Annotated in this window: 22 protein-coding genes; 18 read left to right on the forward strand and 4 right to left on the reverse strand. The window is 43.6% G+C overall.

The window, feature by feature from the left end:
- The first annotated feature begins 9 nt into the window (after positions 1-9).
- The 12 genes from fdnG (at position 10) to AA0X95_RS02855 (ending at position 12,460) form a co-directional block, all read left to right on the forward strand.
- Positions 10-2,988, forward strand: a complete 2,979-nt coding sequence (gene fdnG / locus AA0X95_RS02800; RefSeq protein ID WP_413309817.1) for a formate dehydrogenase-N subunit alpha — start codon at positions 10-12, stop codon at positions 2,986-2,988.
- Positions 2,988-3,815 (forward strand): 4Fe-4S dicluster domain-containing protein, encoded by an 828-nt coding sequence (locus tag AA0X95_RS02805; RefSeq protein WP_413305104.1) that lies wholly within the window; start codon positions 2,988-2,990, stop codon positions 3,813-3,815. Before fdnG ends, AA0X95_RS02805 begins: the two co-directional genes overlap by 1 nt.
- Positions 3,808-4,518 (forward strand): formate dehydrogenase subunit gamma, encoded by a 711-nt coding sequence (locus tag AA0X95_RS02810; RefSeq protein WP_308081758.1) that lies wholly within the window; start codon positions 3,808-3,810, stop codon positions 4,516-4,518. The genes AA0X95_RS02805 and AA0X95_RS02810 overlap by 8 nt, the downstream gene beginning before the upstream one ends.
- 165 nt (positions 4,519-4,683) lie before the next feature.
- Positions 4,684-5,493 carry a formate dehydrogenase accessory protein FdhE gene (locus tag AA0X95_RS02815; RefSeq protein ID WP_413305107.1) on the forward strand — a complete coding sequence of 270 codons (810 nt, stop codon included), beginning with the start codon at positions 4,684-4,686 and terminating at the stop codon, positions 5,491-5,493.
- Positions 5,494-5,694: 201 nt separating this feature from the next.
- Positions 5,695-6,291, forward strand: coding sequence for a molybdenum cofactor guanylyltransferase (locus AA0X95_RS02820; RefSeq protein WP_413305110.1), 597 nt, complete (start codon positions 5,695-5,697; stop codon positions 6,289-6,291).
- Positions 6,292-6,318: 27 nt separating this feature from the next.
- Positions 6,319-7,551, forward strand: coding sequence for a gephyrin-like molybdotransferase Glp (gene glp, locus AA0X95_RS02825; protein ID WP_413305113.1), 1,233 nt, complete (start codon positions 6,319-6,321; stop codon positions 7,549-7,551).
- A 12-nt stretch (positions 7,552-7,563) separates the two neighbouring features.
- The gene (locus AA0X95_RS02830) at positions 7,564-9,498 is read left to right on the forward strand and encodes a molybdopterin biosynthesis protein (RefSeq protein ID WP_413305116.1); all 1,935 of its coding nucleotides are present in this window, start codon (positions 7,564-7,566) and stop codon (positions 9,496-9,498) included.
- Positions 9,499-9,966 carry a molybdenum cofactor biosynthesis protein MoaE gene (locus tag AA0X95_RS02835; RefSeq protein ID WP_308081763.1) on the forward strand — a complete coding sequence of 156 codons (468 nt, stop codon included), beginning with the start codon at positions 9,499-9,501 and terminating at the stop codon, positions 9,964-9,966.
- Positions 9,959-10,195 (forward strand): molybdopterin converting factor subunit 1, encoded by a 237-nt coding sequence (moaD, locus tag AA0X95_RS02840; RefSeq protein WP_413305121.1) that lies wholly within the window; start codon positions 9,959-9,961, stop codon positions 10,193-10,195. The genes AA0X95_RS02835 and moaD overlap by 8 nt, the downstream gene beginning before the upstream one ends.
- A gap of 6 nt (positions 10,196-10,201) precedes the next feature.
- Positions 10,202-11,221 carry a thiazole biosynthesis adenylyltransferase ThiF gene (locus AA0X95_RS02845; protein ID WP_413305124.1) on the forward strand — a complete coding sequence of 340 codons (1,020 nt, stop codon included), beginning with the start codon at positions 10,202-10,204 and terminating at the stop codon, positions 11,219-11,221.
- A 310-nt stretch (positions 11,222-11,531) separates the two neighbouring features.
- Positions 11,532-11,882, forward strand: a complete 351-nt coding sequence (locus AA0X95_RS02850) for a YwdI family protein (RefSeq protein WP_413305127.1) — start codon at positions 11,532-11,534, stop codon at positions 11,880-11,882.
- 206 nt (positions 11,883-12,088) lie between these two features.
- Positions 12,089-12,460: a DUF423 domain-containing protein gene (locus AA0X95_RS02855; protein WP_413305129.1), complete on the forward strand. Its 372-nt coding sequence runs from the start codon at positions 12,089-12,091 to the stop codon at positions 12,458-12,460.
- 52 nt (positions 12,461-12,512) lie between these two features.
- Here the strand turns inward: AA0X95_RS02855 and gerQ are convergent, their stop codons facing one another.
- Positions 12,513-12,992, reverse strand: a complete 480-nt coding sequence (gerQ, locus tag AA0X95_RS02860; RefSeq protein ID WP_413305132.1) for a spore coat protein GerQ — start codon at positions 12,990-12,992, stop codon at positions 12,513-12,515.
- A 233-nt stretch (positions 12,993-13,225) separates the two neighbouring features.
- Positions 13,226-13,969, reverse strand: a complete 744-nt coding sequence (gene hemQ / locus AA0X95_RS02865) for a hydrogen peroxide-dependent heme synthase (RefSeq protein WP_335526691.1) — start codon at positions 13,967-13,969, stop codon at positions 13,226-13,228.
- A gap of 260 nt (positions 13,970-14,229) precedes the next feature.
- Here hemQ and pta point away from each other — a divergent pair, with 260 nt between their 5' ends.
- Together pta and AA0X95_RS02875 are read left to right on the forward strand one after the other, a co-directional pair.
- A complete protein-coding gene (pta, locus tag AA0X95_RS02870; protein ID WP_413305136.1) occupies positions 14,230-15,201 on the forward strand; it encodes a phosphate acetyltransferase in 972 nt (323 codons plus the stop codon).
- A 265-nt stretch (positions 15,202-15,466) separates the two neighbouring features.
- Positions 15,467-16,297 carry a biotin/lipoate A/B protein ligase family protein gene (locus tag AA0X95_RS02875; RefSeq protein WP_413305139.1) on the forward strand — a complete coding sequence of 277 codons (831 nt, stop codon included), beginning with the start codon at positions 15,467-15,469 and terminating at the stop codon, positions 16,295-16,297.
- A gap of 80 nt (positions 16,298-16,377) precedes the next feature.
- On the opposite strand, the gene AA0X95_RS02880 is transcribed toward AA0X95_RS02875, so the two are convergent.
- The gene (locus AA0X95_RS02880; RefSeq protein WP_413305142.1) at positions 16,378-17,133 is read right to left on the reverse strand and encodes an RsfA family transcriptional regulator; all 756 of its coding nucleotides are present in this window, start codon (positions 17,131-17,133) and stop codon (positions 16,378-16,380) included.
- A 279-nt stretch (positions 17,134-17,412) separates the two neighbouring features.
- Between AA0X95_RS02880 and AA0X95_RS02885 the strand changes: the two genes are divergently transcribed.
- The 3 genes from AA0X95_RS02885 to AA0X95_RS02895 all read left to right on the forward strand — a co-directional run bounded on the left by AA0X95_RS02885 (position 17,413) and on the right by AA0X95_RS02895 (position 19,871).
- A complete protein-coding gene (locus AA0X95_RS02885; protein ID WP_307283366.1) occupies positions 17,413-17,634 on the forward strand; it encodes a DUF1450 domain-containing protein in 222 nt (73 codons plus the stop codon).
- Positions 17,635-17,993: 359 nt separating this feature from the next.
- On the forward strand, positions 17,994-19,292 hold the full coding sequence (locus AA0X95_RS02890) for an HD domain-containing protein (protein WP_413305145.1): 1,299 nt from the start codon (positions 17,994-17,996) through the stop codon (positions 19,290-19,292).
- A gap of 75 nt (positions 19,293-19,367) precedes the next feature.
- Positions 19,368-19,871: a YwgA family protein gene (locus AA0X95_RS02895; protein ID WP_413309819.1), complete on the forward strand. Its 504-nt coding sequence runs from the start codon at positions 19,368-19,370 to the stop codon at positions 19,869-19,871.
- A gap of 192 nt (positions 19,872-20,063) precedes the next feature.
- Here AA0X95_RS02895 and AA0X95_RS02900 read toward each other — a convergent pair whose 3' ends face one another.
- Positions 20,064-20,249, reverse strand: a complete 186-nt coding sequence (locus AA0X95_RS02900; protein WP_308081774.1) for a 2-hydroxymuconate tautomerase — start codon at positions 20,247-20,249, stop codon at positions 20,064-20,066.
- 182 nt (positions 20,250-20,431) lie between these two features.
- On the opposite strand from AA0X95_RS02900, the gene AA0X95_RS02905 reads away from it, so the two are divergent.
- A complete protein-coding gene (locus AA0X95_RS02905) occupies positions 20,432-21,082 on the forward strand; it encodes a site-2 protease family protein (RefSeq protein ID WP_413305148.1) in 651 nt (216 codons plus the stop codon).
- Positions 21,083-21,091: the final 9 nt, after the last annotated feature.

Genomic DNA, 21,091 nt, shown 5'->3' on the forward strand with positions numbered 1-21,091 from the left:
ATGGTTGAAATGAACTTAAATCGCCGGCAATTTTTAAAGCTATCTGGTGCGACTGCAGCTACTCTTGCTGTTGTTGAACTGGGCTTTAATGAAAAGAAGGCCTACGCGAAATCAAAAGAATTCAAAATTGCCAAAGCTACTGTAACACCAACCATTTGCTGCTACTGTGGTGTCGGATGCGGAATCCTCGTTCACACCAAAGATAATACTGTGGTTTATACGGAAGGGGATCCGGATAACCCAATTAACGAAGGTAAGCTTTGTAGCAAAGGAACCACATTAAGACAGTTATATACATCTGAAAAACGATTAACCAAACCACTTTATCGTGCTCCAGGAAGCGATAAGTGGGAGGAAAAAGAATGGGATTGGATGCTAGACACCATTGCCAAACGAACAAAAGAAACACGCGACAGTTCATTTGTTGAGATTGAAAATGGCATCACAGTGAATAAAACAGAAAAGATTGCAAGCCTTGGCGGCGCAGCACTTGATAACGAAGAAACTTATTTGCTATCCAAATTAATGAGAGGGCTTGGTGTCACCTATTTAGAGCACCAGGCACGAATATGACATAGTTCTACGGTTGCCGGTCTGGCACCTACATTTGGTCGTGGAGCAATGACTAACCATTGGAATGATCTGCAGCATACTGATTGTGCGTTGATTATTGGCGCAAACCCTGCAGAAAATCATCCGATTAGCTTTAGATGGCTGACAAAAGCCAAGGAAAGAGGCGGTAAGATCGTCAGTGTGGACCCACGTTACACAAGAACGTCGGCACAGGCAGATGTATATGCACCGCTTCGCTCCGGTACGGATATTCCGTTCATCGGCGGGATGATTAATTATGCATTAGAAAACAATCTCATCCACAAAGAGTATGTTGTTAACTATACAAATGCTGCTTTCATCGTGAAAGAGGGTTATGACTTTAATGATGGTCTTTTCTCCGGATACGATGAAGCAAAACGGGCATATGACAAAACAAAATGGGCAATAGAAACAACGGAAGACGGTAAACCAGTGAAGGACGTATCATTAACCCATCCACGCTCCGTATTCCAGCTAATGAAGAAACACTATTCCCGTTATGATGTGAAAACGGTAACAACGGTCACAGGAACACCAAAAGAAGATTACTTAAAGGTTTGTGAGGCCTTCTGTTCTACCGCTAAGGTGGGAAAAGCAGGTACGATTATGTATGCAATGGGAACAACTCAGCATACGGTCGGCTCTCAAAACGTCCGTATTTATGCGATTCTACAGCTTCTATTAGGCAACATCGGCTTACCTGGCGGCGGAATCAACGCGATGCGCGGTGAATCGAACGTACAAGGTTCAACCGACTTTGGTTTATTATTTGATAACTTAACAGGTTACCTGGGCGCACCTAAAGCCACAGTTCCAGAGCATGCCTCGCTTAAAGGCTACCTGGAAAAAGAAACACCAAAAACAGGCTACTGGAGCAATAAGCCGAAATTCGTAATAAGCTTACTGAAAGCTTGGTACGGAGCCAATGCAACAAAGGACAACGAATTCGGTTATCAATTCCTGCCAAAAGGAAACAAAAACTACTCCCACATCAATTTATTTAACGCGATGTATAAGGGTGAGTTAGACGGCGCGTTCCTATTCGGTACGAACCCAGTGGTCGGCGGACCGAATGCAGGAAAAGAAAAAGAAGCTCTGGGCAACCTTAAATGGTTGGTAGCCATAGACCTTTGGGAAACAGAAACGTCTGCTTTCTGGCAAAAAGAAGCAGGCAGTAACCCTGCAAAAATCAACACAGAAGTATTCTTACTTCCAGCCTCTGCTTCATTTGAAAAAGAAGGTAGTGTATCAAACAGCTCCCGCTGGATGCAATACCGCTGGAAAGCGATTGATTCACGTGGCGAAGCAAGACCAGACCTTGATATCATTCATGAATTAGCCTTAAAACTAAAAGCATTATATGCGAACAGTCCTAAATCAGCAGACAAGCCGTTCTTAGCTCTAGATTGGAATTATGGAACAGGGGATGTACCTGATATTGATCTAGTTGCTAAAGAAATCAATGGCTATGACTTAAAAACAGGTAAATTAATCGCTGGTTTTGGTGCTTTACTAGATGATGGAACCACCTCAAGTGGTAACTGGATTTATTCCGGTTTCTACCCTGAAGAAGGCAAAAACAAATCCAAGAACCGTGATAACAAAGATACGGGCGGCGAGAACTATTTGAACTGGTCCTATGCATGGCCTTCCAACCGTCGGATTCTTTACAACCGTGCAGCAGCCGATCCTAGTGGTCAGCCATGGAGTAAGGAAAAGGCCGTCATCTGGTGGGATGCTGCTCAGAAAAAATGGGTCGGAAATGACGTCCCAGACTTTAAACCAGTTTTAGGGCCAACAGAGCCAGGTGGAACAGGAGCATTCATGATGAACAAAGATGGTGTAGCGCTATTATTTGCACCAACCTTGAATGATGGACCATTCCCTGAGCATTATGAGCCATTTGAAAGCCCAGTGGCGAATGCTTTTTCTAAGATTCAATTAAACCCAGCAACAGTGGTCATTGAAGGTGACTTCAATAAAAAAGGCGATAAAAAGAAATTCCCGATTATTGCAACCACCTACCGTGTCAGTGAACACTGGCAGTCTGGCTCCATGACAAGGAACCAGGAATGGCTTTCTGAACTAGCAGGTCATATGTTTATTGAAATGAGCGAAGAACTTGCTAAAGAAAAAGGCATCAAGAACAAAGACAAAATCGTCGTCAGCTCCGCGCGCGGGGAAATTAAAGCCTACGCGATGGTGACAAAACGATTTAAGCCAATCCTCACAAACGGTAAGAAGGTCCATGAAATCGGAATGCCATGGCACTTTGGCTATAAAGGATTTGCGACCGGAGATACAGCCAACCGCCTGACTCCGCATATTGGGGATGCCAATACGATGATTCCTGAATACAAAGCATTCCTCTGTGATGTTAGGAGGGCGGACTAATGACGAAATATGTAAAGTATGTTGACGTAACCAAGTGTGACGGCTGTCGTGCCTGTATGGTGGCCTGTAAAAACTGGAACGACCTTCCGGCGGAGCCAACGGAATTCCAAGGAAGTGTGCAATCCCATGCGAAAACAACAGCAGATACATGGAATGTCTTGCAATATATTGAGCATGAAAATAGAAAAGGTGATTTAGAATACCTATTCCGTCACTCCTCTTGCTTCCATTGTACAGATGCTGCCTGTGAAAAGGTGTGTCCTGAGAATGCCATCAGCTATACAAAGTATGGCTCTGTGGTCATCGATCAAGACAAGTGTGTAGGCTGTGGCTACTGTGTTCAGAACTGTCCATTTGAAGTAATTTCTTTAAAGACTTATAAAGATAAAAATGGTAAAGAGTACAAGAAGTCGCATAAATGTACGATGTGTACGGATCGTTTAGATGAAGGCCTGCAGCCTGCCTGCGTAACCACCTGCCACACAGGAGCGATGGAGTTTGGTGATGCGGAGGCTATGATTCAAAAAGCAGAAAAGCGCGTGAAAGAAATCAAGGATCGGTACCCGAATGCCATGGTTTACAACCCACAAGGGGTAGGCGGCACACACACTGTTTATGTGCTGGCAGAGAAGCCATCTGTATATGGGTTACCAGAAAATCCAAAGGTTCCTACCTCTGCAGTGGCTTGGAAGGATTACGCGCAGCCAATCGGTAAAATGATGCTTGGTGCGACAACCATGGCTGTTGTGGGTGCATTCATTACCAACCGTTTATTTAATAAAGAAGGCAAGGACGAGAATCAAGATGGAGGTGGTAGCCATGAGTAAAAAACAAAAGCCAACCGTCCAAGTAAAGCGGTTTTCGAAGGCCTTTGTTTGGGCACACGCCGTCAATGCCATATCATTCTTTGCACTCTATATTACGGCACTGCCTATGTACACGGAATTCTTTGACTGGCTGTATCCAGTTTTAGGCGGTCCAGAAGGAGCACGTCTTCTTCACCGAATCTTTGCGGTTGCATTTGTTACGCCTACAGTTATTTGGGTAATTTTTGATTTTAAAGGCTTTAAGCGCTGGATGAAAGAGCTTATTACCTGGAAAAAAAGAGATCTTCAATTCTTTACTGAATTTGTGAAAGAACTTTTCGGCTTCAAATTTAAACATGTCAGACAAACATTCTTTAACGCTGGTGAGAAGATCAACTCGATCATCCAAATTGTTACGGCGATTATGATTATTGGTTCTGGCTTTCCGATGTGGTTCCCACAATTTTTCCCAAGAGCGGTAGTACAGTGGGGCTACTTCTTCCACAACTTCGGCTTTGGTCTAGCCATTGCTGTTGTTGTCGGACATATTTATTTGAGTGTCGTTCATAAGAACTCAAGACCAGGATACTCCGGTGTTGTCACAGGAAAGGTTCCTGCTTGGTGGGCTAAAGAACACTATACCGAATGGTATGAAGAAGAAGTGAAAAAAGGCAACTTCCCTAAACTAGATGACCCAAGCAACAAGAAGAAAAAAGGCGCTTAATAAAAAATCGGGGAAAGAGGTTGACTCATAAGGGGTCTGACCCCACTGAAAAAACAATATCTAGACCTAGATTATTCTAAGTTTTAACTAGATATTGAATCGTGGGGTCTGACACCTTTGCTTTTGAGTCAACCTCTTTCCTTATAAAAAAGTGGAGGTAAAACGATGATTAAATCCGTTGTTTCAAAAGAGTACCAGGAGTTGCAGAAGGAAATTGTGAAGCTTCAAGAACAGTGGAAACAACAGATAGGATTGGAGACCATCAGGCCCAATCTAGATAAAGCAGCTATGGCCGCAGGGGTACCAGTTGCCGCATTAACCGCTTTTGATTTTGAAATTTCACTATTCCAACAGTGGATAGAGGAAATAAATTCCACACTAGTAAGATTTAATCCAGAACTAGAGCCAAAACTAGCTAGTATTGGTAATCTATTAAATGAAGAAGTAGCGGTGAAATGGATTGAAGAGGGATTTTCCTTCAATCATGCATATTTTGTTCGGTTTGCAGATGAATATGGCCTGGAAGAATGGATTCCGCAATTCCTGGCTGAAACAGCCCTTCGACCTTATTTACAAGTAACCGCTGAAAAGGTTCAAAAGGACATAGATAAGGCTGTTCCAGGAGCCGGTTGCCCTGTCTGTGGTGAACCGGTAAGAATAGCGACTCTTGAGGAAGAAGGGGAAAAAGTGATGCATTGCCCACGCTGTTTGGCACACTGGCATGCAAGGCGCCTGGAATGTTCGCATTGCGGCAATGAAGATCACAAAACCATTCAGTTTTTAACGATTGAAGGCGATGCTGTTTCGCAAATTCAAGTTTGCGATGAGTGTCACGGCTATATTAAAATTATTGATACAAGACAATATATCAGCAAACCCTCTGCCGCATTACTAGATTTGAACAGCATCCATTTAGACTTCGTCGCTCAAGAAAATGGATACAACGCGGTAGGTGTGAAAAAAGTAGACAATTAGGCTTTGTTAAAAGAGTGTTGATTTTGGCCTCCTGTTGATTGGAGCGGAAGGCACGAAGACTCCTGTGGGAGTACGGTTCAGGGGAGACCCCGCAGGAGCGAAGCGCCGAGGAGGCTCGCCGAAACGCCCACGGAAAGCGAAGTGCCTGGAGCGGAAATCAACAGACAAGTTAAAAGATACAAAAACTAAGAAGGTGCAAAGGTGAAGGCTGCGGCTATTATTTTATCAGGTGGAAAATCTAGCAGGATGGGCACAAACAAGGCCCTGCTAAAAATAAACGAGAAAACAAACATCGAAAGAATTGCAGATACGCTTAAGCCCCTCTTTGATGATATAATTCTAGTAACGAACAATCCTGAATCTTATGAATTTTTAGGATTGAAGATGGTAAAAGATCATTATCCTGGTATGGGGCCGCTCGCTGGAGTACATGCTGGCTTGAATCACTCGGATTACGATGTGAATTTTATTGTCGCCTGTGATATGCCGTTTGTCTCAGGAGAACTGGCGCAAGCGCTCGTCCACTTCTGCAGCCATTATGATGCCGTCATACCCGTGATTAATGGGAAACAACATCCACTTTTTGCTGTCTTTAAAAAGGAGATTGCAAGTAAAGTGGCTGGGTGCATTGAAGAAGGAACACTTCGAATGAAGCACCTTCTGGATCGCTTACATGTGTTGTACGTTACTGAAAGAGAATTGCAATCGAATAGCCTACTAGATCTTGATAAGGTCTTTTTTAATATGAATCACCCGAATGAGTACGAAGATGCAAAAAAGTGGGCCGAAGCAGATTAGATGAACACAAGGGGGAAAAGGGGAACCATGCAATTTTTCAAAGTAAAAACAGTGGAAGAAACATTTGCCTTAATTGAGGAATATATACCGGTAACGCCTACGAAAGAGGTGCGGACGCTTGAAGAAGCGCTCCATTACATTCTTGCCGAGCCAGTCGTGGCCAAGGAAAATGTCCCGAGCTTTGACCGCTCAACTGTAGATGGATATGCTGTAAAAGCGAAGGATACGTATGGTTCCTCTGAATCAATGCCTGGATTCCTTACTGTAACTGGGGAAGTGAAGATGGGAGAAGTCCCTCAATCTGTGGTGGGCCCGGGTAGTGCTGTCTATGTGCCAACTGGCGGGATGATGCCTGCTGGCAGTGATAGTGTCATAATGATTGAACATTGCGAGGACCTCGATGGTCTCTTAAATACATATAAACAAATTGCACCAGGCGAAAATGTGATTAGAGCCGGTGAAGATATTAAAGAAGGAGAAACCCTCATAACCGCTGGGACAAAGCTTCGTCCACAGGAATTAGGGGCCATGGCCTCCTTAGGGATTACCCATGTAACGGTCTTTCGTCAATTGAAAGTCGGCTACCTATCGTCCGGAGATGAAATTGTTCCTTATCAAACAGAAACTCTCCAAGAAGGCCAAATTAGAGATATCAATCATTTAACCATCTCAGGGTTAGCTCGAGAATGGAATGTGGAAGTTGTTTACGGTGGGATTGTGAGGGATGATTTTGAAATCTTCCGTCAAAAAGCGAGAGAGCTTTACGATCAAGTGGACTGCCTTATTCTTTCTGGAGGAAGCTCTGTTGGGGCAAAGGATTATACAACTGAAGTCATTCAATCCTTAGGGGATCCGGGAGTATTTGTCCATGGAATTTCCATTAAACCAGGGAAACCAACCATCCTTGCTATGGCAGATGGAAAACCAGTCATTGGGCTACCGGGACACCCTGCATCTGCGATGATTATCTTCCGTTTATTTGGTGAAAGGATTTTACGAAAGCTGATGGGTGAAAAAGTAGAGCGGAAACCAGAGCGGATTTTTGCAAGAATCACAAAGAATATCCCTTCCTCCCCGGGACGATCTGATTATATTCGTGTCCGTCTAGTTGAAAAAGAGGGAGAATGGTGGGCGGAGCCGATTATCGGAAAATCAGGTTTAATCACCACACTAGTTAATAGCGATGGAATAGTTGAGATTAGTTCGGAAAAAGAGGGAATTTCACAGGGTGAATACGTTCCTGTGATTGCATCACGATAGGGGGAAGATCAAATGGAGCAGACATATTATAAGCGGAAAATTTATTTAGAAGATAAACCCCGAGCGGAAGCGAGAGAAGAAATTCTTGCGGCACAACAGCTGCCCTCTGAAACGGAATATATCTCAGCAACAGAAGCTTTGGGACGAGCAACGGCTGAACCGATTTTTGCAAAGGTTTCGATGCCGCATTATCATGCGTCAGCGATGGATGGCATTGCTGTGGTGGCAGAAAGTACCTATCAAGCACATGAACAAAATCCACTGCAATTAAAAAAAGGCAGTCAATTTTGCTATGTAGATACAGGCAATGCGATTCCATCCCCCTTTAATGCCGTGATTATGATTGAGCATGTGGATGTAATCGATGAGGAAACGATTGAAATTATTGAGCCAGCCACACCTTGGCAGCATATCCGCCCAATTGGTGAAGATATCGTTCAGGAGGAAATGCTGTTCCCGCAAGGACATATATTAAGGCCAGCCGATTTAGGTGTGTTACTAGCTGCACAGCAAACGGTCATTCCGATCGTTAAAAAACCAGTGGTGACGATTATACCGACCGGGAATGAACTGGTAGAGGCAGATTCAGAGCTAGCTTCTGGGAACATTATTGAATTCAATGGCACGGTTTTTGCTAATTTTATTAAAGAGTGGGGCGGAGAGCCGAAGCTTCATACGATTGTGAAGGACGAGCCTGAGAAAATAAAAAATGCCCTTTTGGAAGCATCGGAAACCTCCGATATTATTGTCATTAATGCCGGTTCTTCTGCAGGACGGAAGGACTTCACGGTGCACATTATTGGCGAAATCGGCACCGTCTTTACCCATGGGGTCGCCGCACGGCCTGGAAAGCCTGTTATTTTAGGAAAAATAAATGGGAAAATCGTCGTTGGTGTTCCAGGATATCCGGTCTCCGCCTATTTGGCCTTGGAGTGGTTTGTCCGTCCACTGGTGTGTAAATACTTAGGAATTCCTGAACCAAAAAGACAGACAGTAACGGTTAAGCTTGGCCGCCGCATTGTCTCGTCCATGGGTGCAGAGGACTTTGTTCGAATGAATATCGGCTATGTGAATGGCCAATTTGTTGCTAATCCACTGACAAGGGCGGCAGGGGTAACGATGTCGTATGTCAGAGCAGATGGCCTCTTAATCGTACCGCCAAATGTCATTGGCTATGAGCAAGGAGACTTCGCTGAGGTGGAGCTGTTACGACCGCTGGAAGAAGTGAGAAACTCCATTGTGTTTAGCGGCAGCCACGATTTAACGATTGATCTATTATCATCGCAATTGAAACGAGTGCATACGGATAGAAAAATCGTTTCATCGCATGTCGGCAGTATGGCAGGAATTATGGCAATTCGAAAAGGGGAGGCCCATGTAGCGGGCATTCATTTGCTTGACCCAAGCACAAAGCAATATAATGTTTCATATGTAAACAAAATTCTAGCTGGTCAAGACGTGGTTCTGTATCCTTTTTTAAAAAGAAAGCAAGGCTGGATTTTACCAAAAGGAAATCCACTTGAAATAGAAAACGTGGCAGATTTGGTTAAAGGTAAGGCGAATTTCGTCAATCGCCAAAAAGGAGCCGGTACAAGAATTCTGTTTGATCTCTTGCTATCGGAAGAGGGACTCTCCTCGGAGGACATTATTGGCTATGAGCGTGAAATGTTCTCCCATCTTGCCGTAGCGGCAGAGGTCAAGGGTGACCGTTATGGTGCCGGATTAGGTATCTACCCTGCAGCGAAAGCAATGAACCTGGACTTTATTCCTGTTGCCGATGAAGAATATGATTTAGTAATGACAAGAAGCTTTTATGAAAGTGACAACGGAAGACAGCTAGTTGAGTTAATCCAGTCTCCTGCATTTAAAGAACAGGTAGAAAAGATTGGCGGCTATCAAGTAGTGGAAAATGCAGAGCCAAAGCGCTTGTCTGAAGAGGTGAAATAAATGAAAATGTTCGAGATTTCAAAGGAACCAATTGATATCCAAGCAGTGATTGATAAAGTAGTTCAGCGTGAGGCGGGTGCGATTACGACCTTTATTGGTACCGTCCGTGAATTAACAAAGGGAAAGAAAACGTTGTTTCTCATTTATGAGGCATATGAAGCCATGGCTGTGAAAAAGCTGGAGCAAATTGGTACCGAGATTGAACAGCGTTGGGAAGGTTCGTGCGTCGCAATCACCCACCGTGTCGGTCGTTTAGATATTACTGATGTAGCGGTAGTGATTGCCGTTTCTACCCCACACCGTGCAGATGCATATGAAGCCAACCGTTATGCGATTGAACGGATTAAGGAAATTGTTCCTATTTGGAAGAAAGAGCATTGGGAAGACGGCGAAGAATGGATGGGCAATCAGCTTGAAACAGTCGCTTATCCAAGCGGCAAGCCTGAGGAGAGTGACTTGAATGAATAAGGTACTATTTTTTGCCCATTTACGTGATGCAGTCGGCGGTGAGGAGTTTCTTACTATGGATGCAAGCGGTAAAACGGTCGCGGAGTTAAAAGCAGAGTTATCCGCCAACTATAACTTGCCTAAAATGGATACGGTGATGACAGCGATTAATGAAGAGTTTGCTTCCAATGATGAGGTTATCTCTGATGGTGATGTCATTGCGTTCATTCCTCCGGTTAGCGGGGGCTGATTTAGTATGGATGAAAGGTATTCACGGCAAGTTCTCTTTCCAGGGATCGGTAAAGAGGGGCAAGAGAAGATTAGTAAAAAACATGTACTGATTATCGGTGCCGGTGCGTTAGGATCGGGAAGTGCTGAGGTTTTGGCCCGGTCCGGTGTGGGCAAGATGACGATTATTGACCGGGATTATGTCGAAGCGAGTAATCTGCAACGGCAGCAACTTTATACGGAGGAAGATGTGGCTGAAAAGCTACCGAAGGCTGCGGCTGCAGAAAAGCGCCTTCGTGCGATCAATTCCGACGTAGAGATTCGGGCGATTATCGGTGATGCGACTCCTGATTTGCTGGAGGAATTGGTAGCCGGCGTGGATTTGATGATGGATGCAACCGATAATTTTGAGACGCGGATGGCCATGAATGATGTATCACAAAAATACAATATTCCATGGATTTACGGGGCTTGTGTCGGCAGCTATGGGATGAGTTTTTCTATTATTCCAGGGAAAACACCATGTCTGAACTGCCTGTTACGATCGATTCCACTGCAAGGGCTGACTTGTGATACGGGTGGGATTATTTCTCCTGCTGTTCAAATGGTGATTGCGCATCAAACGGCAGAAGCGCTAAAGATTTTGGTTGAAGATTATGATGCTGCCCGCACATCGTTTGTCAGCTTTGATTTATGGAGAAATGAATATACGAGCTTAAAGATGTCGAAGGCGAAGTTTGCTGGCTGCTTATCATGCGGCGAGGAACGAACGTATCCGTATCTCGATTATGAGAATATGACAAAAACAACGGTGCTGTGCGGCCGCGATACCGTGCAAATCCGTCCCGCTGCGGCTAGTGAAATTTCTTTGGAACGGCTTGCCGGACAGCTTAGCTCACTAGGTTATGTAGTGAAAGGCAATCCCTATCTGTTGTCTGTGGAAATGGGCGAAGAACGGATGGTTATTTTTCAAGATGGCCGCGCTTTGGTCCATGGAACCAAGGATTTAACACATGCAAAATCTATTTATCAACGAATTTTAGGCTAATAATAGACCCGTACCAGTTCATGGTGCGGTTTTTTTACGTAATAGCCATCCTGTTGATTGGAGTGAAAGGTGCGAAGACTCCTGTGGGAGTACGGTTTCAGCGAGACCCCGCAGGCGCAAGCGCCGAGGAGGCTCGCCGAAACGCCCACGAACCGCTCGCACCTGGAACGGAAATCAACAGACTATGTTAAAAGTACGATATTCGACTTGTTTCACGTGGAACATGTCGAAGGGTGGAGGGGTCTATTTTTCGTAAAATGGTTAATAATCAGGTAGAATAGAAACGAGACTGAAAATAGAGGTGTCACGAATGAACATATCCATCCAAAAGCTCTTAACTAAAATAGAAGAAGAATTAAAACAAGCGAAAACAGCTCACATGCAAGAAAGCTTGCGGGAAAAGGTGTACTCTATTAAAATATTATGCGAATTGATCCTCGATGATCAGCCAACAGCGCAGAGTGAACGACCATTGAATGCACCTGCCGCCTTGATGCCAGTACACACACAACCTGCTTACCAGCAGCCAGTGGCCGCACAGCCAGTTTTTCAACAGCCGATGATGAATCAACCCATCTTTCAGCAGCCGGCACCCGTCCAACAGGGAAAGAAACTAGAATTGGACGACGAAGCAAACGGAGATTCATTATTTGATTTTTAACGAGAAGGCTAAGGCACTATGTTGATTTTTGGCATCCTGTTGATTGGAGCGGAAGGCTCGAAGACTCCTGTGGGAGTACGGTTCAGGGGAGACCCCGCAGGCGCAAGCGCCGAGGAGGCTCGCCGAAACGCCCACGAACCGCTCGAGCCTGGAGCGGAAATCAACAGACATTTTAATAGAGCCAACACAAAAGGAGGAAATACAAGATGAAAGCTTTTATCGTAATCGGGGCGATTAATGCCTTTTTAGCAGTAGCACTTGGTGCCTTCGGTGCACATGGATTAAAGGACAAGCTAGATGCTCATTATCTAGAGATTTGGAAAACAGGCGTGACTTATCAAATGTTTCATGCAACCGGCATATTAATTATTGGTATTCTTCTGGGGAAAGTAGCAGCAAGCACGCAATTTACCTGGTCCGGATGGTTAATGTTAGCCGGTATTATCCTATTTAGCGGCAGCTTGTATGCATTAAGCTTAACAAAGGTAGGCGTATTGGGAGCCATCACACCAATTGGAGGAGTATGCTTCTTAGCAGCATGGATCCTGATGATTGTTGGAGCAGTAAAACATTTTTAACAAATAAGAGGCATTGGGCGCTTAAGACCCAATGCCTTTTTCATGTATTATTTTACCTTGGTGGATAAGTACCTAAGCTTGGTGCAGCACCATATGGATATTCATATTCGATTTCTTCAGCAAACGTAATGTAATCGACTGCTACCATCGGAATAAGGAAACGAGTACCGGCTTGCGGATCACTTAAAATAACATGGTCCCTTCCTGCCGCCTCAATAATTCCTTTGAATTCTTTCGCATTCCACTGATTGTTACCCTCAAAGGTTGCAAATACACTCACAAGTTTTCCTTTGTTCAAACGTAGAATATTTTCAATGTACGATTGCTCAATTGGAAGCATACCTGGCGCAGCTCCACCAGCTGGTGGCATTTGAGGCATTTGTGGCATTTGCCCCATTTGCTGCTGCATCTGTCCTGTGGATGGTTGCGGGAATTGTGGGAAGCCTTGCCCTCCACCCATAGGTTGTGCACGGTTTTGGCCAGCTACTCCAGTATAAGGCTGAAATCCTTGTGGATTGTTATATTGGTTCATCTTTTCCCCTCCTAAAATGATTGAACGAATTGCCCAACAGTCTATTCATACTCCAAAGAAGCCCAAATGTTACAGTTGGGATACTACTTTTTTCTCACCTCACCTTGATGAGACATACGGAGCTTTATTTGAGACTCGCTGTTTAAATAGTATGAAGGGGTTGGGGGAAATATGACTGGCTTTTGGCAGGAAAACAAAAAAGCTCTCAAGCCATGGCCTGAGAACTTTTCGTATTATACGTGAAGGAATGTGGATACGCGTTCTTCTTCGAGAAGGTTCCCCACGAAGAAGGCTCCAAATTCGCCGTAGCGAGCACTTACTTCATCAAAACGCATTTCATAGATAAGCTTCTTGAACTGTAGAACATCTTCTGCGAACAGGGTAACGCCCCATTCGTAATCATCAAAGCCAACAGAGCCAGTGATGATTTGCTTAACCTTCCCTGCATATGTACGACCAATCATTCCGTGGCTGCGCATCATATTGCGGCGTTCTTCCATCGGAAGCATATACCAGTTGTCATTGCCTTGACGGCGCTTATCCATTGGATAGAAGCAAACATGCTTGGTTCTTGGAAGCGTCGGATAAAGGCGCGCCAAAATTTGTGGGTTCTGATATGGATCTTCTCCTGCTGGCAGGTAGTTACTTAACTCCACAACTGAAACATAAGAATGAGCAGGAATCGTGAATTCTGCTAATTTTGTTTTGTTGAATTCCGTTTCAATCGCATTTAATTCTTCCATTGTTGGACGTAAAATCATCATCATAAAATCAGCTTTTTGGCCAACGATTGTATATAAAGCATGACTGCCTTCTTTACGTTCCTGTGTTTGGTTCCATTTTTCAACTAGACTTAGAAACTCATGGATAGCGGCTTGGCGTTCATCACTTGAAAGCATTTTCCATGTTGTCCAATCAACTGTACGGAAATCATGCAGGCAATACCAGCCGTCAAGCGTTTGTGCTGCTTCACTCATTAAAATCACTCCTAAATAATGATTCTTCTTATTAACACTCTTAACTATAACATAGTTTGACCAAGTGAAGCCTCAATAAAACCTTAATTGAAGAGAACTGGATATTTTTATTAAAATGGGTAAATAGTAAAAATGAGAGTGTAATTTTTTGAAAACAAAAACATTTCGATGAAACCGCTATCTGTGACGTACCTTGCTTGAAATTTTACCTTGGTAAAGTATGCTAATAGGGGTAGTTTTTTTAAAAGGAGGATTTCATTGTGAGTGATTTATTTGAAGGGTTAAAGCAAAAAGTTTCCGGCCGTGATTTGCGTATTGTTTTTCCAGAAGGCTTAGATGAGCGAATTGTAAGAGCAACTGCTCGTTTAGCTGAGGAGAAATTAATCACACCGATTCTAGTAGGTAATATTGAACAAGTTCAGGCTAAAGCAAATGAGCTTGGTGTTTCGTTAGATGCTGCTGAAATATATGATCCGGCAACTTATGCAGGTATGGATGAACTAGTGGCTGCGTTTGTTGAGCGCCGCAAAGGGAAAGCGACGGAAGAGGATGCACGTAAGATTTTACTAGATGAAAACTATTTCGGAACGATGCTCGTATATACGAAGCAAGCACACGGTCTTGTTAGTGGTGCGGCACATTCGACTGCAGATACAGTGCGTCCTGCCTTACAAATTATTAAAACAAAAGAGGGCGTAAAGAAAACATCCGGCGTGTTCATCATGGTTCGTGAGGAAGAAAAGTATGTGTTCGCTGATTGCGCCATCAATATTGCTCCGGACAGCAACGATTTAGCAGAAATCGCGATTGAAAGTGCGAAAACGGCTGAAATGTTTGATATCGAGCCGCGTGTGGCCATGTTGAGTTTTTCAACAAAGGGTTCAGCGAAGTCTCCTGAAACAGAAAAAGTGGTTGCAGCTGTTGAAGAAGCGAAGCGTCGGAATGCTTCCCTTGTATTGGATGGCGAGTTCCAATTCGATGCGGCATTTGTTCCATCTGTGGCAAAAAGTAAGGCGCCAGGTTCTGTGCTTCAAGGGGATGCAAACGTGTTTGTTTTCCCAAGTTTGGAAGCAGGAAACATCGGTTACAAAATTGCGCAGCGCTTAGGCGGATTCGAGGCAGTAGGACCGATCTTACAAGGCTTAAATGCCCCGGTTAACGACCTGTCCCGCGGATGTAACGAAGAAGACGTGTACAAGCTAGCCTTAATTACGGCAGCACAAGGATTATAAGAAAAGTGGAGCTAGTCCGGGGTGGGCTGGCTCTTTTTTGTGGTGGATTTGTAGAATTCCTACAAAGATGTGTAGAAAAATGATGAAAGTGTGTAGAATTGTTTCGACTTTGTGTAGAAATAACATGGAACCGTGTAGAAATAAACTAAAATTGTGTAGAAAAAATAGGAAAACGTGTAGAATCCCTCTATTATTCAAACAGAATTGGTTACAATCCATACTTTTTGATAAAATAACTCTATCTGACGGGTAAGGAGTTAGGCGAATGGAAGGTTTACTGCGCCAACCTGAGTGGCGAATCATTGACCAGTCTGCAGTTGGCATTCATTTTCAGGCAACACAATCCTTTGGCACGGATGATACTTTGTGTGCCTCGGTAGGAACCGGTAATGCACCAGCCACAGCGCGGACTTGGGTTCATCACAACACCGTAGTGCTAGGCATACAGGATACGAAACTGCCATTCTTACAGGAAGGCATCGACTATTTAAAGAGTATGGGCTATCAGTCTATAGTTAGGAACTCTGGCGGCTTGGCGGTCGTCTTGGATGAAGGTGTCCTTAATATCTCGTTAATTTTTCCAGAAGCTGAAAAGGGAATTGATATAAACCGCGGCTATGATGCGATGTGGGAATTAATTCAACGGATGTTTGCCGATTTCCCGCAAGCTATCGAGGCGAAGGAAATTGTTGGGTCGTATTGCCCGGGAAGCTATGACCTTAGTATTGGCGGGAAAAAATTCGCTGGTATCTCACAGCGACGGCTAAAAAAAGGTGTTGCTGTTCAAATTTACCTTTGCGTCAATGGCAGCGGCAAGGCAAGGGCGGAGTTGGTGAAGCAATTTTACCAGCAGGCAAAAAAAGAGGAACCTACCAAATTTGAATACCCTCAAATTGTGCCGGAAGTAATGGCTTCTCTTTCAGAATTACTTGGTACCCATTTCACGATTGGGGATGTCATGCTGCGTCTATTAAACCAGTTAAAAAGCAATAGTGATTATTTACTTGCCGGACAACTTAACGAATATGAACTTTCATTATTTCCCGGATATTATCAAAGGGTTGTTGACCGGAATGAAAAAATTGCTGATAGGTAAAAAGAGGCCGACTCATCAATTGAGTCAGCCTCTTTTCTAAATGGGATGCTGCGCGTATTCTCTTCTCCCAAAAATCTCTCTTATTCCGCTACCTTCTCTAGGTTCCCGTTACGGTCCATTTTAAATTTTGTAGCAGGTCTTTCTTCTTCTTCGAATAAAACGAGTTTACGGGCACGGTTCATGATCTTCATTAAGGTCTCGTAATCTTCTTGGATGGTCTCCGTATTTTGCTCGAGTCCGGCAATCTTATTGGATAACTCTTCATTTTGCTTCCTTAATTCAGCGATTTCTCGCTTCAATCTTTCATTCTCACTTTTTAATGCTTCATTTTGCAGATTGGCATGATGAAAGTTTTGTAAGTATGAAATAACTGAATCAAGCGACATGCCGCCAGATGCAGCAGGTGCTGGTTTATAGCTTGGTGCAGCTGGTTTTACATAGGTTTCAGTGGCCATTTCTGCTGTCATATCTGGCATTTCAACTGGCATTTCAACTGTTGTTTCCATTGGCATTTCCATAGAAAGCGGTAGTGCCTCAAATTCTTCAGTAGTAGTAATCGGTGGGCTATAGAGAAGCTTTTTCTTGCCACCTTGTTCTTTTCCTAGCACTCTTTGTCTTTGTTTTCGCTGTTTTTTAGCTAATTGCAATGCTTTTTCATATGTGTGACGAACCACTGCGTTCCATCTGAAGCCACAGGCTGCTGAAGTCCTATTCAGCTTGTCACCCACCTCTTCAAAGGCATTCAGCTGTGTACTGCCTTCTCTTACATGGCGAAGGACAGTCTCAGCTAATAATAGATCATTTTCATCTGTCCATGCATCTTGACGTACTTTCATATTTTTCAACTCCCTAAAATAATTTCCTTTACAGTGCAGTCTTGTTTCTGACTAATTTTTTAAAGTTCTAGTCTTATGATGGACAAGTTTTTCAGGGTTTATACCAAAATGATTAAAAGGATACTAGATTTTTTAAATGAAAGATTTAGTCTTGGTGATGTGGGATTGCTAAAGATTGCAACTTGCATTCAAAAACAAGAAAATGTAAAATACCAATGGAGTAAATATGGATATACTAAACAAAAGATAAATGATTGATTGTAGAAAGGGTTGTACCAAATGTCCAATGAATTTCGTGTTTGCGATGATTGTCAGGCCGTAAATTTAAAGACATTGATCCCTCGATTGAAAGATTGCGATCCGAATGCCGAAGTCAAAATTGGCTGCCAGTCTTACTGTGGACCTGGTCGGAAAAAGACCTTTGCCTTCGTTAATAACCGCCCGGTTGCAGCATTAACGGAAGAGGAATTAATGGAGAAAATAAATAAAAAGATAAAATAATCACCTTAAGACAATTGATTAAGGTGATTTTCTTTTTTTAGAGGCATGTTAAACGTGCATGTTGATTTCCGCTCCAGGCACTTCGCTTTCCGCGGGCGTGCAGGGGAGCCTCCTCGTCGCTTCGCTCCTGCGGGGTCTCCCCTGCCCCGTACTCCCGCAGGAGTCTTCGTGCCTTCCGCTCCAATCAACATTGTCTATAAAACAACATAGACCTTTAACACAGCCTTTTTAGAAAAAAATAGGAGCTTAGGATTTTGTCGAAAACTACTGTAGAATTTTGCTGAAAAACAGGTGGTTTTTGGGATATAATAGGAAATAATAGTTAGTCAGACGCAAGTTTATGAGGAAGAGGGAAGTCCATGCAATATTCGGCGGTAAAACTGAGTGAAGAAAAAGTGTTTAAAGACCCCGTCCACCGCTACGTTCACGTGCGTGACTTGGCCATTTGGGACTTGATTGGAACGAAAGAGTTTCAGCGCTTACGGCGGATTAAACAGCTTGGAACAACCTTTTTAACCTTTCATGGTGCAGAGCACAGCAGATTCAACCATTCGCTGGGAGTATACGAAATCGTCCGCCGGATTATCGACGATGTGTTCGCGGGAAGGCCAGAATGGAACGATGATGAACGACTTCTCACCCTGTGTGCGGCCCTTCTCCATGATCTGGGGCACGGACCGTTTTCCCACTCCTTCGAAAAAGTCTTTGGTTTCGACCACGAAGATTTTACCCGCGCCATTATTTTAGGTGATACAGAAGTCAATGGCGTGCTGTTGAAGGTGGGACCCGATTTTCCTACGCAAGTAGCCGAGGTGATTGAAAAAACATCCGAGAAAAAGCTTGTTGTGAGTCTGATCTCCAGCCAAATTGATGCCGATCGTATGGATTACTTGCAGCGGGATGCGTATTTTACCGGTGTCAGTTATGGACAATTTGATATGGAACGGATTCTACGCGTGATGCGGCCGAGAGAAGACCAGGTTGTGATTAAAAAGAGCGGTATGCACGCGGTCGAAGATTATATTATGAGCCGCTACCAGATGTATTGGCAGGTTTATTTTCATCCTGTAAGCCGCAGTGCCGAGGTTATTTTGACAAAAATCCTCCATCGGGCGAAGCAGTTATTTGAAGAAAACTATTCATTCAAACATGAACCGATTCACTTTACGTCTTTTTTTCATGAAAAAGCGACATTAGAAGACTATCTAAAATTAGATGAGTCTGTTATTATGTATTATTTTCAAATTTGGCAGGAAGAGGCCGACCCGATATTAAGTGACCTTTGCCGTCGTTTTGTGAATCGTAATCTATTCAAATATGCAGAATTTGATCCTGCGAAGGAATACAAGAAGCTTGCTGAATTAACTTCTTTATTCCAAAAGGCGGGAATGGACCCTGAATATTATTTGGTGGTCGATTCATCCTCTGATTTACCGTATGATTTTTATCGCCCGGGTGAGGAAGAAGAAAGGCTGCCGATTCATTTGTTAATGAAAAACGGGGAATTACGGGAGCTTTCCCGAGAGTCAGAGATTGTGGATGCCATTTCGGGAAAAAGAAGAACCGATCATAAGCTTTATTATCCAGCTGATTTTCTTGAGAGTGATTCCGGCTGTAAGGAGAGTAAAGCGAAAATCCGCGCTCTTTTGGAAAGTTGATAGACAGAAGGCCCTTTGAGGCATGAATGGTAGATAATAAGAGACCTGTTTAGATGGAGTAGGAGATGACGAATGTTGTTAAAAGATCATGCGAAGCTGATGCAGGCAATTTTAGTTTCCGGCGAAATTACGGGGAGAAAAAAGCTGCAAAAGATGATATATATTGCAAAAAAGGTTGATTTTCCGTTTCAGGAACGGTTTCAGTTTCATTTTTACGGGCCGTACTCGGAGGAATTAACCACTAGAGTAGAAGAGCTTTGTAATATGGGGTTTCTGAATGAAGTGAAAGAGAAAAAGGGCGGTTATTTTCAGTATCGCTACACACTGACGGATGCTGGGAAAGAGTTCTTGAGCATGAATGATGTGGACATGCCCTGCCTGCAGGATTGTCTCGTGGATATGAATGAGCAGAATGCTAGATTCCTTGAGCTTGTTTCTACGGTTTTATATTTTGATAATCTTCCAAAGGACGAGGTTGCGAATAAGGTATTTACGTTGAAAAGCAGCCAGCGCTATACCGAAGCTGAGATTGATGAAGCTTACCAGTATATTGAAAGCTTGAAAGCGAAAGTGCAATAAAAAAAGTGGAAGCGCAATAGGCGCTTCCATTTTTCTTATTATAAGAAAGTAAAATTCGACTTCGAGAATTGTCCAGCTCCAGCGCCTAGCCCCTCGGGTCAAATAACCTTCGGCAATAAAATTCAAAAGGGCGGACTTTTTTTGCCGAAGAACATTTGCCTGTCGGGGCTGACCGAGGCGCCTCCGCTTTTCTTATTTATCGCTTGCACGGACGCCGCCGACGCCGTAGTGGTTTTTGCTCATTTCTTCAATGAAAACGGTAATGTTTTCTTTGGGAGCGCCTGTTGTTTCGCTGACAGCGTCAGTAACTTTAGCCACTAAGGCTCTTTTTTGGTCTTCGGTACGTCCTTCTAGCATTTTGACTGTAACGTATGGCATGATGACTTCCTCCTTATAATCGTAACTAGTTTTAAGTTTCCCTCATTCTGCAAAAAAGTGCAATAATAGTCGGCATTTTTGATTTTCTTTTTCCATGCGATTTCATGTATACTAAAAGGAATATAATAGAAGAAAGAGAAAACGGAGGCATGCCTTCCGTTCAGTAAGGAAGGAGAAACCACTTGGAACATTTTCTTGCCTATCCCCTTAAAGAGATTCCCTATGTTGTCATTACGCTTATGTTTGCCTTTACGTTTCATGAGTTTGCTCATGCATATGTAGCCTACAAATTCGGTGACATGACGGCTAAAAAACAAGGGCGCCTGACGCTTAATCCAATCCACCACCTTGACCCATTTGGAACACTCTTGATTCTGATTGCCGGCTTCGGCTGGGCTCGTCCTGTCCCGGTGAATCGGTTCCACTTTAAAAAGCCGCGCTTGGCAGGAGTCCTTGTTTCTGTTGCAGGGCCGTTGAGTAACCTGGTATTAGCTTCGATTGGCTTTATCGTTTGGTATGCATTAAACCGTTTTGGTTCGATACCATCTGATAATTTTATTGATTTCCTCAATATATTTATTAATCTGAACGTTGTCTTGTTTATTTTTAATCTGCTTCCGCTACCGCCGCTCGATGGCTATCGGATCGTGGAGGATTTAGCACCGAATCATATTCGTGCTAAAATGACACAGTATGAGCAGTATGGAGTATTGATCTTTTTAATACTAGTCATTACACCGCTGGACCAATTTACGATTCAACCGATTTTTAGTGTCGTCATCCCCTGGGTATTAGAGGGGTTAAGTCATTTCTTTTATAGTATGTTTTTTTAGGAGGGTTAC

Source organism: Neobacillus phoenicis (assembly GCF_047302305.1).
Taxonomy (GTDB): Bacteria; Bacillota; Bacilli; order Bacillales; family Cytobacillaceae; genus Neobacillus.

Excerpts from the sequence above, each read along its gene's own strand:
- AA0X95_RS02805 (WP_413305104.1), top strand. The coding sequence starts at position 2,988 with ATGACGAAATATGTAAAGTATGTTGACGTAACCAAGTGTGACGGCTGT.
- AA0X95_RS02810 (WP_308081758.1), top strand. The coding sequence starts at position 3,808 with ATGAGTAAAAAACAAAAGCCAACCGTCCAAGTAAAGCGGTTTTCGAAG.
- AA0X95_RS02815 (WP_413305107.1), top strand. The coding sequence starts at position 4,684 with ATGATTAAATCCGTTGTTTCAAAAGAGTACCAGGAGTTGCAGAAGGAA.
- glp (WP_413305113.1), top strand. The coding sequence starts at position 6,319 with ATGCAATTTTTCAAAGTAAAAACAGTGGAAGAAACATTTGCCTTAATT.
- AA0X95_RS02830 (WP_413305116.1), top strand. The coding sequence starts at position 7,564 with ATGGAGCAGACATATTATAAGCGGAAAATTTATTTAGAAGATAAACCC.
- AA0X95_RS02835 (WP_308081763.1), top strand. The coding sequence starts at position 9,499 with ATGAAAATGTTCGAGATTTCAAAGGAACCAATTGATATCCAAGCAGTG.
- moaD (WP_413305121.1), top strand. The coding sequence starts at position 9,959 with ATGAATAAGGTACTATTTTTTGCCCATTTACGTGATGCAGTCGGCGGT.
- AA0X95_RS02845 (WP_413305124.1), top strand. The coding sequence starts at position 10,202 with ATGGATGAAAGGTATTCACGGCAAGTTCTCTTTCCAGGGATCGGTAAA.
- AA0X95_RS02850 (WP_413305127.1), top strand. The coding sequence starts at position 11,532 with ATGAACATATCCATCCAAAAGCTCTTAACTAAAATAGAAGAAGAATTA.
- AA0X95_RS02855 (WP_413305129.1), top strand. The coding sequence starts at position 12,089 with ATGAAAGCTTTTATCGTAATCGGGGCGATTAATGCCTTTTTAGCAGTA.
- gerQ (WP_413305132.1), bottom strand. The coding sequence starts at position 12,992 with ATGAACCAATATAACAATCCACAAGGATTTCAGCCTTATACTGGAGTA.
- hemQ (WP_335526691.1), bottom strand. The coding sequence starts at position 13,969 with ATGAGTGAAGCAGCACAAACGCTTGACGGCTGGTATTGCCTGCATGAT.
- AA0X95_RS02875 (WP_413305139.1), top strand. The coding sequence starts at position 15,467 with ATGGAAGGTTTACTGCGCCAACCTGAGTGGCGAATCATTGACCAGTCT.
- AA0X95_RS02880 (WP_413305142.1), bottom strand. The coding sequence starts at position 17,133 with ATGAAAGTACGTCAAGATGCATGGACAGATGAAAATGATCTATTATTA.
- AA0X95_RS02885 (WP_307283366.1), top strand. The coding sequence starts at position 17,413 with ATGTCCAATGAATTTCGTGTTTGCGATGATTGTCAGGCCGTAAATTTA.
- AA0X95_RS02890 (WP_413305145.1), top strand. The coding sequence starts at position 17,994 with ATGCAATATTCGGCGGTAAAACTGAGTGAAGAAAAAGTGTTTAAAGAC.
- AA0X95_RS02900 (WP_308081774.1), bottom strand. The coding sequence starts at position 20,249 with ATGCCATACGTTACAGTCAAAATGCTAGAAGGACGTACCGAAGACCAA.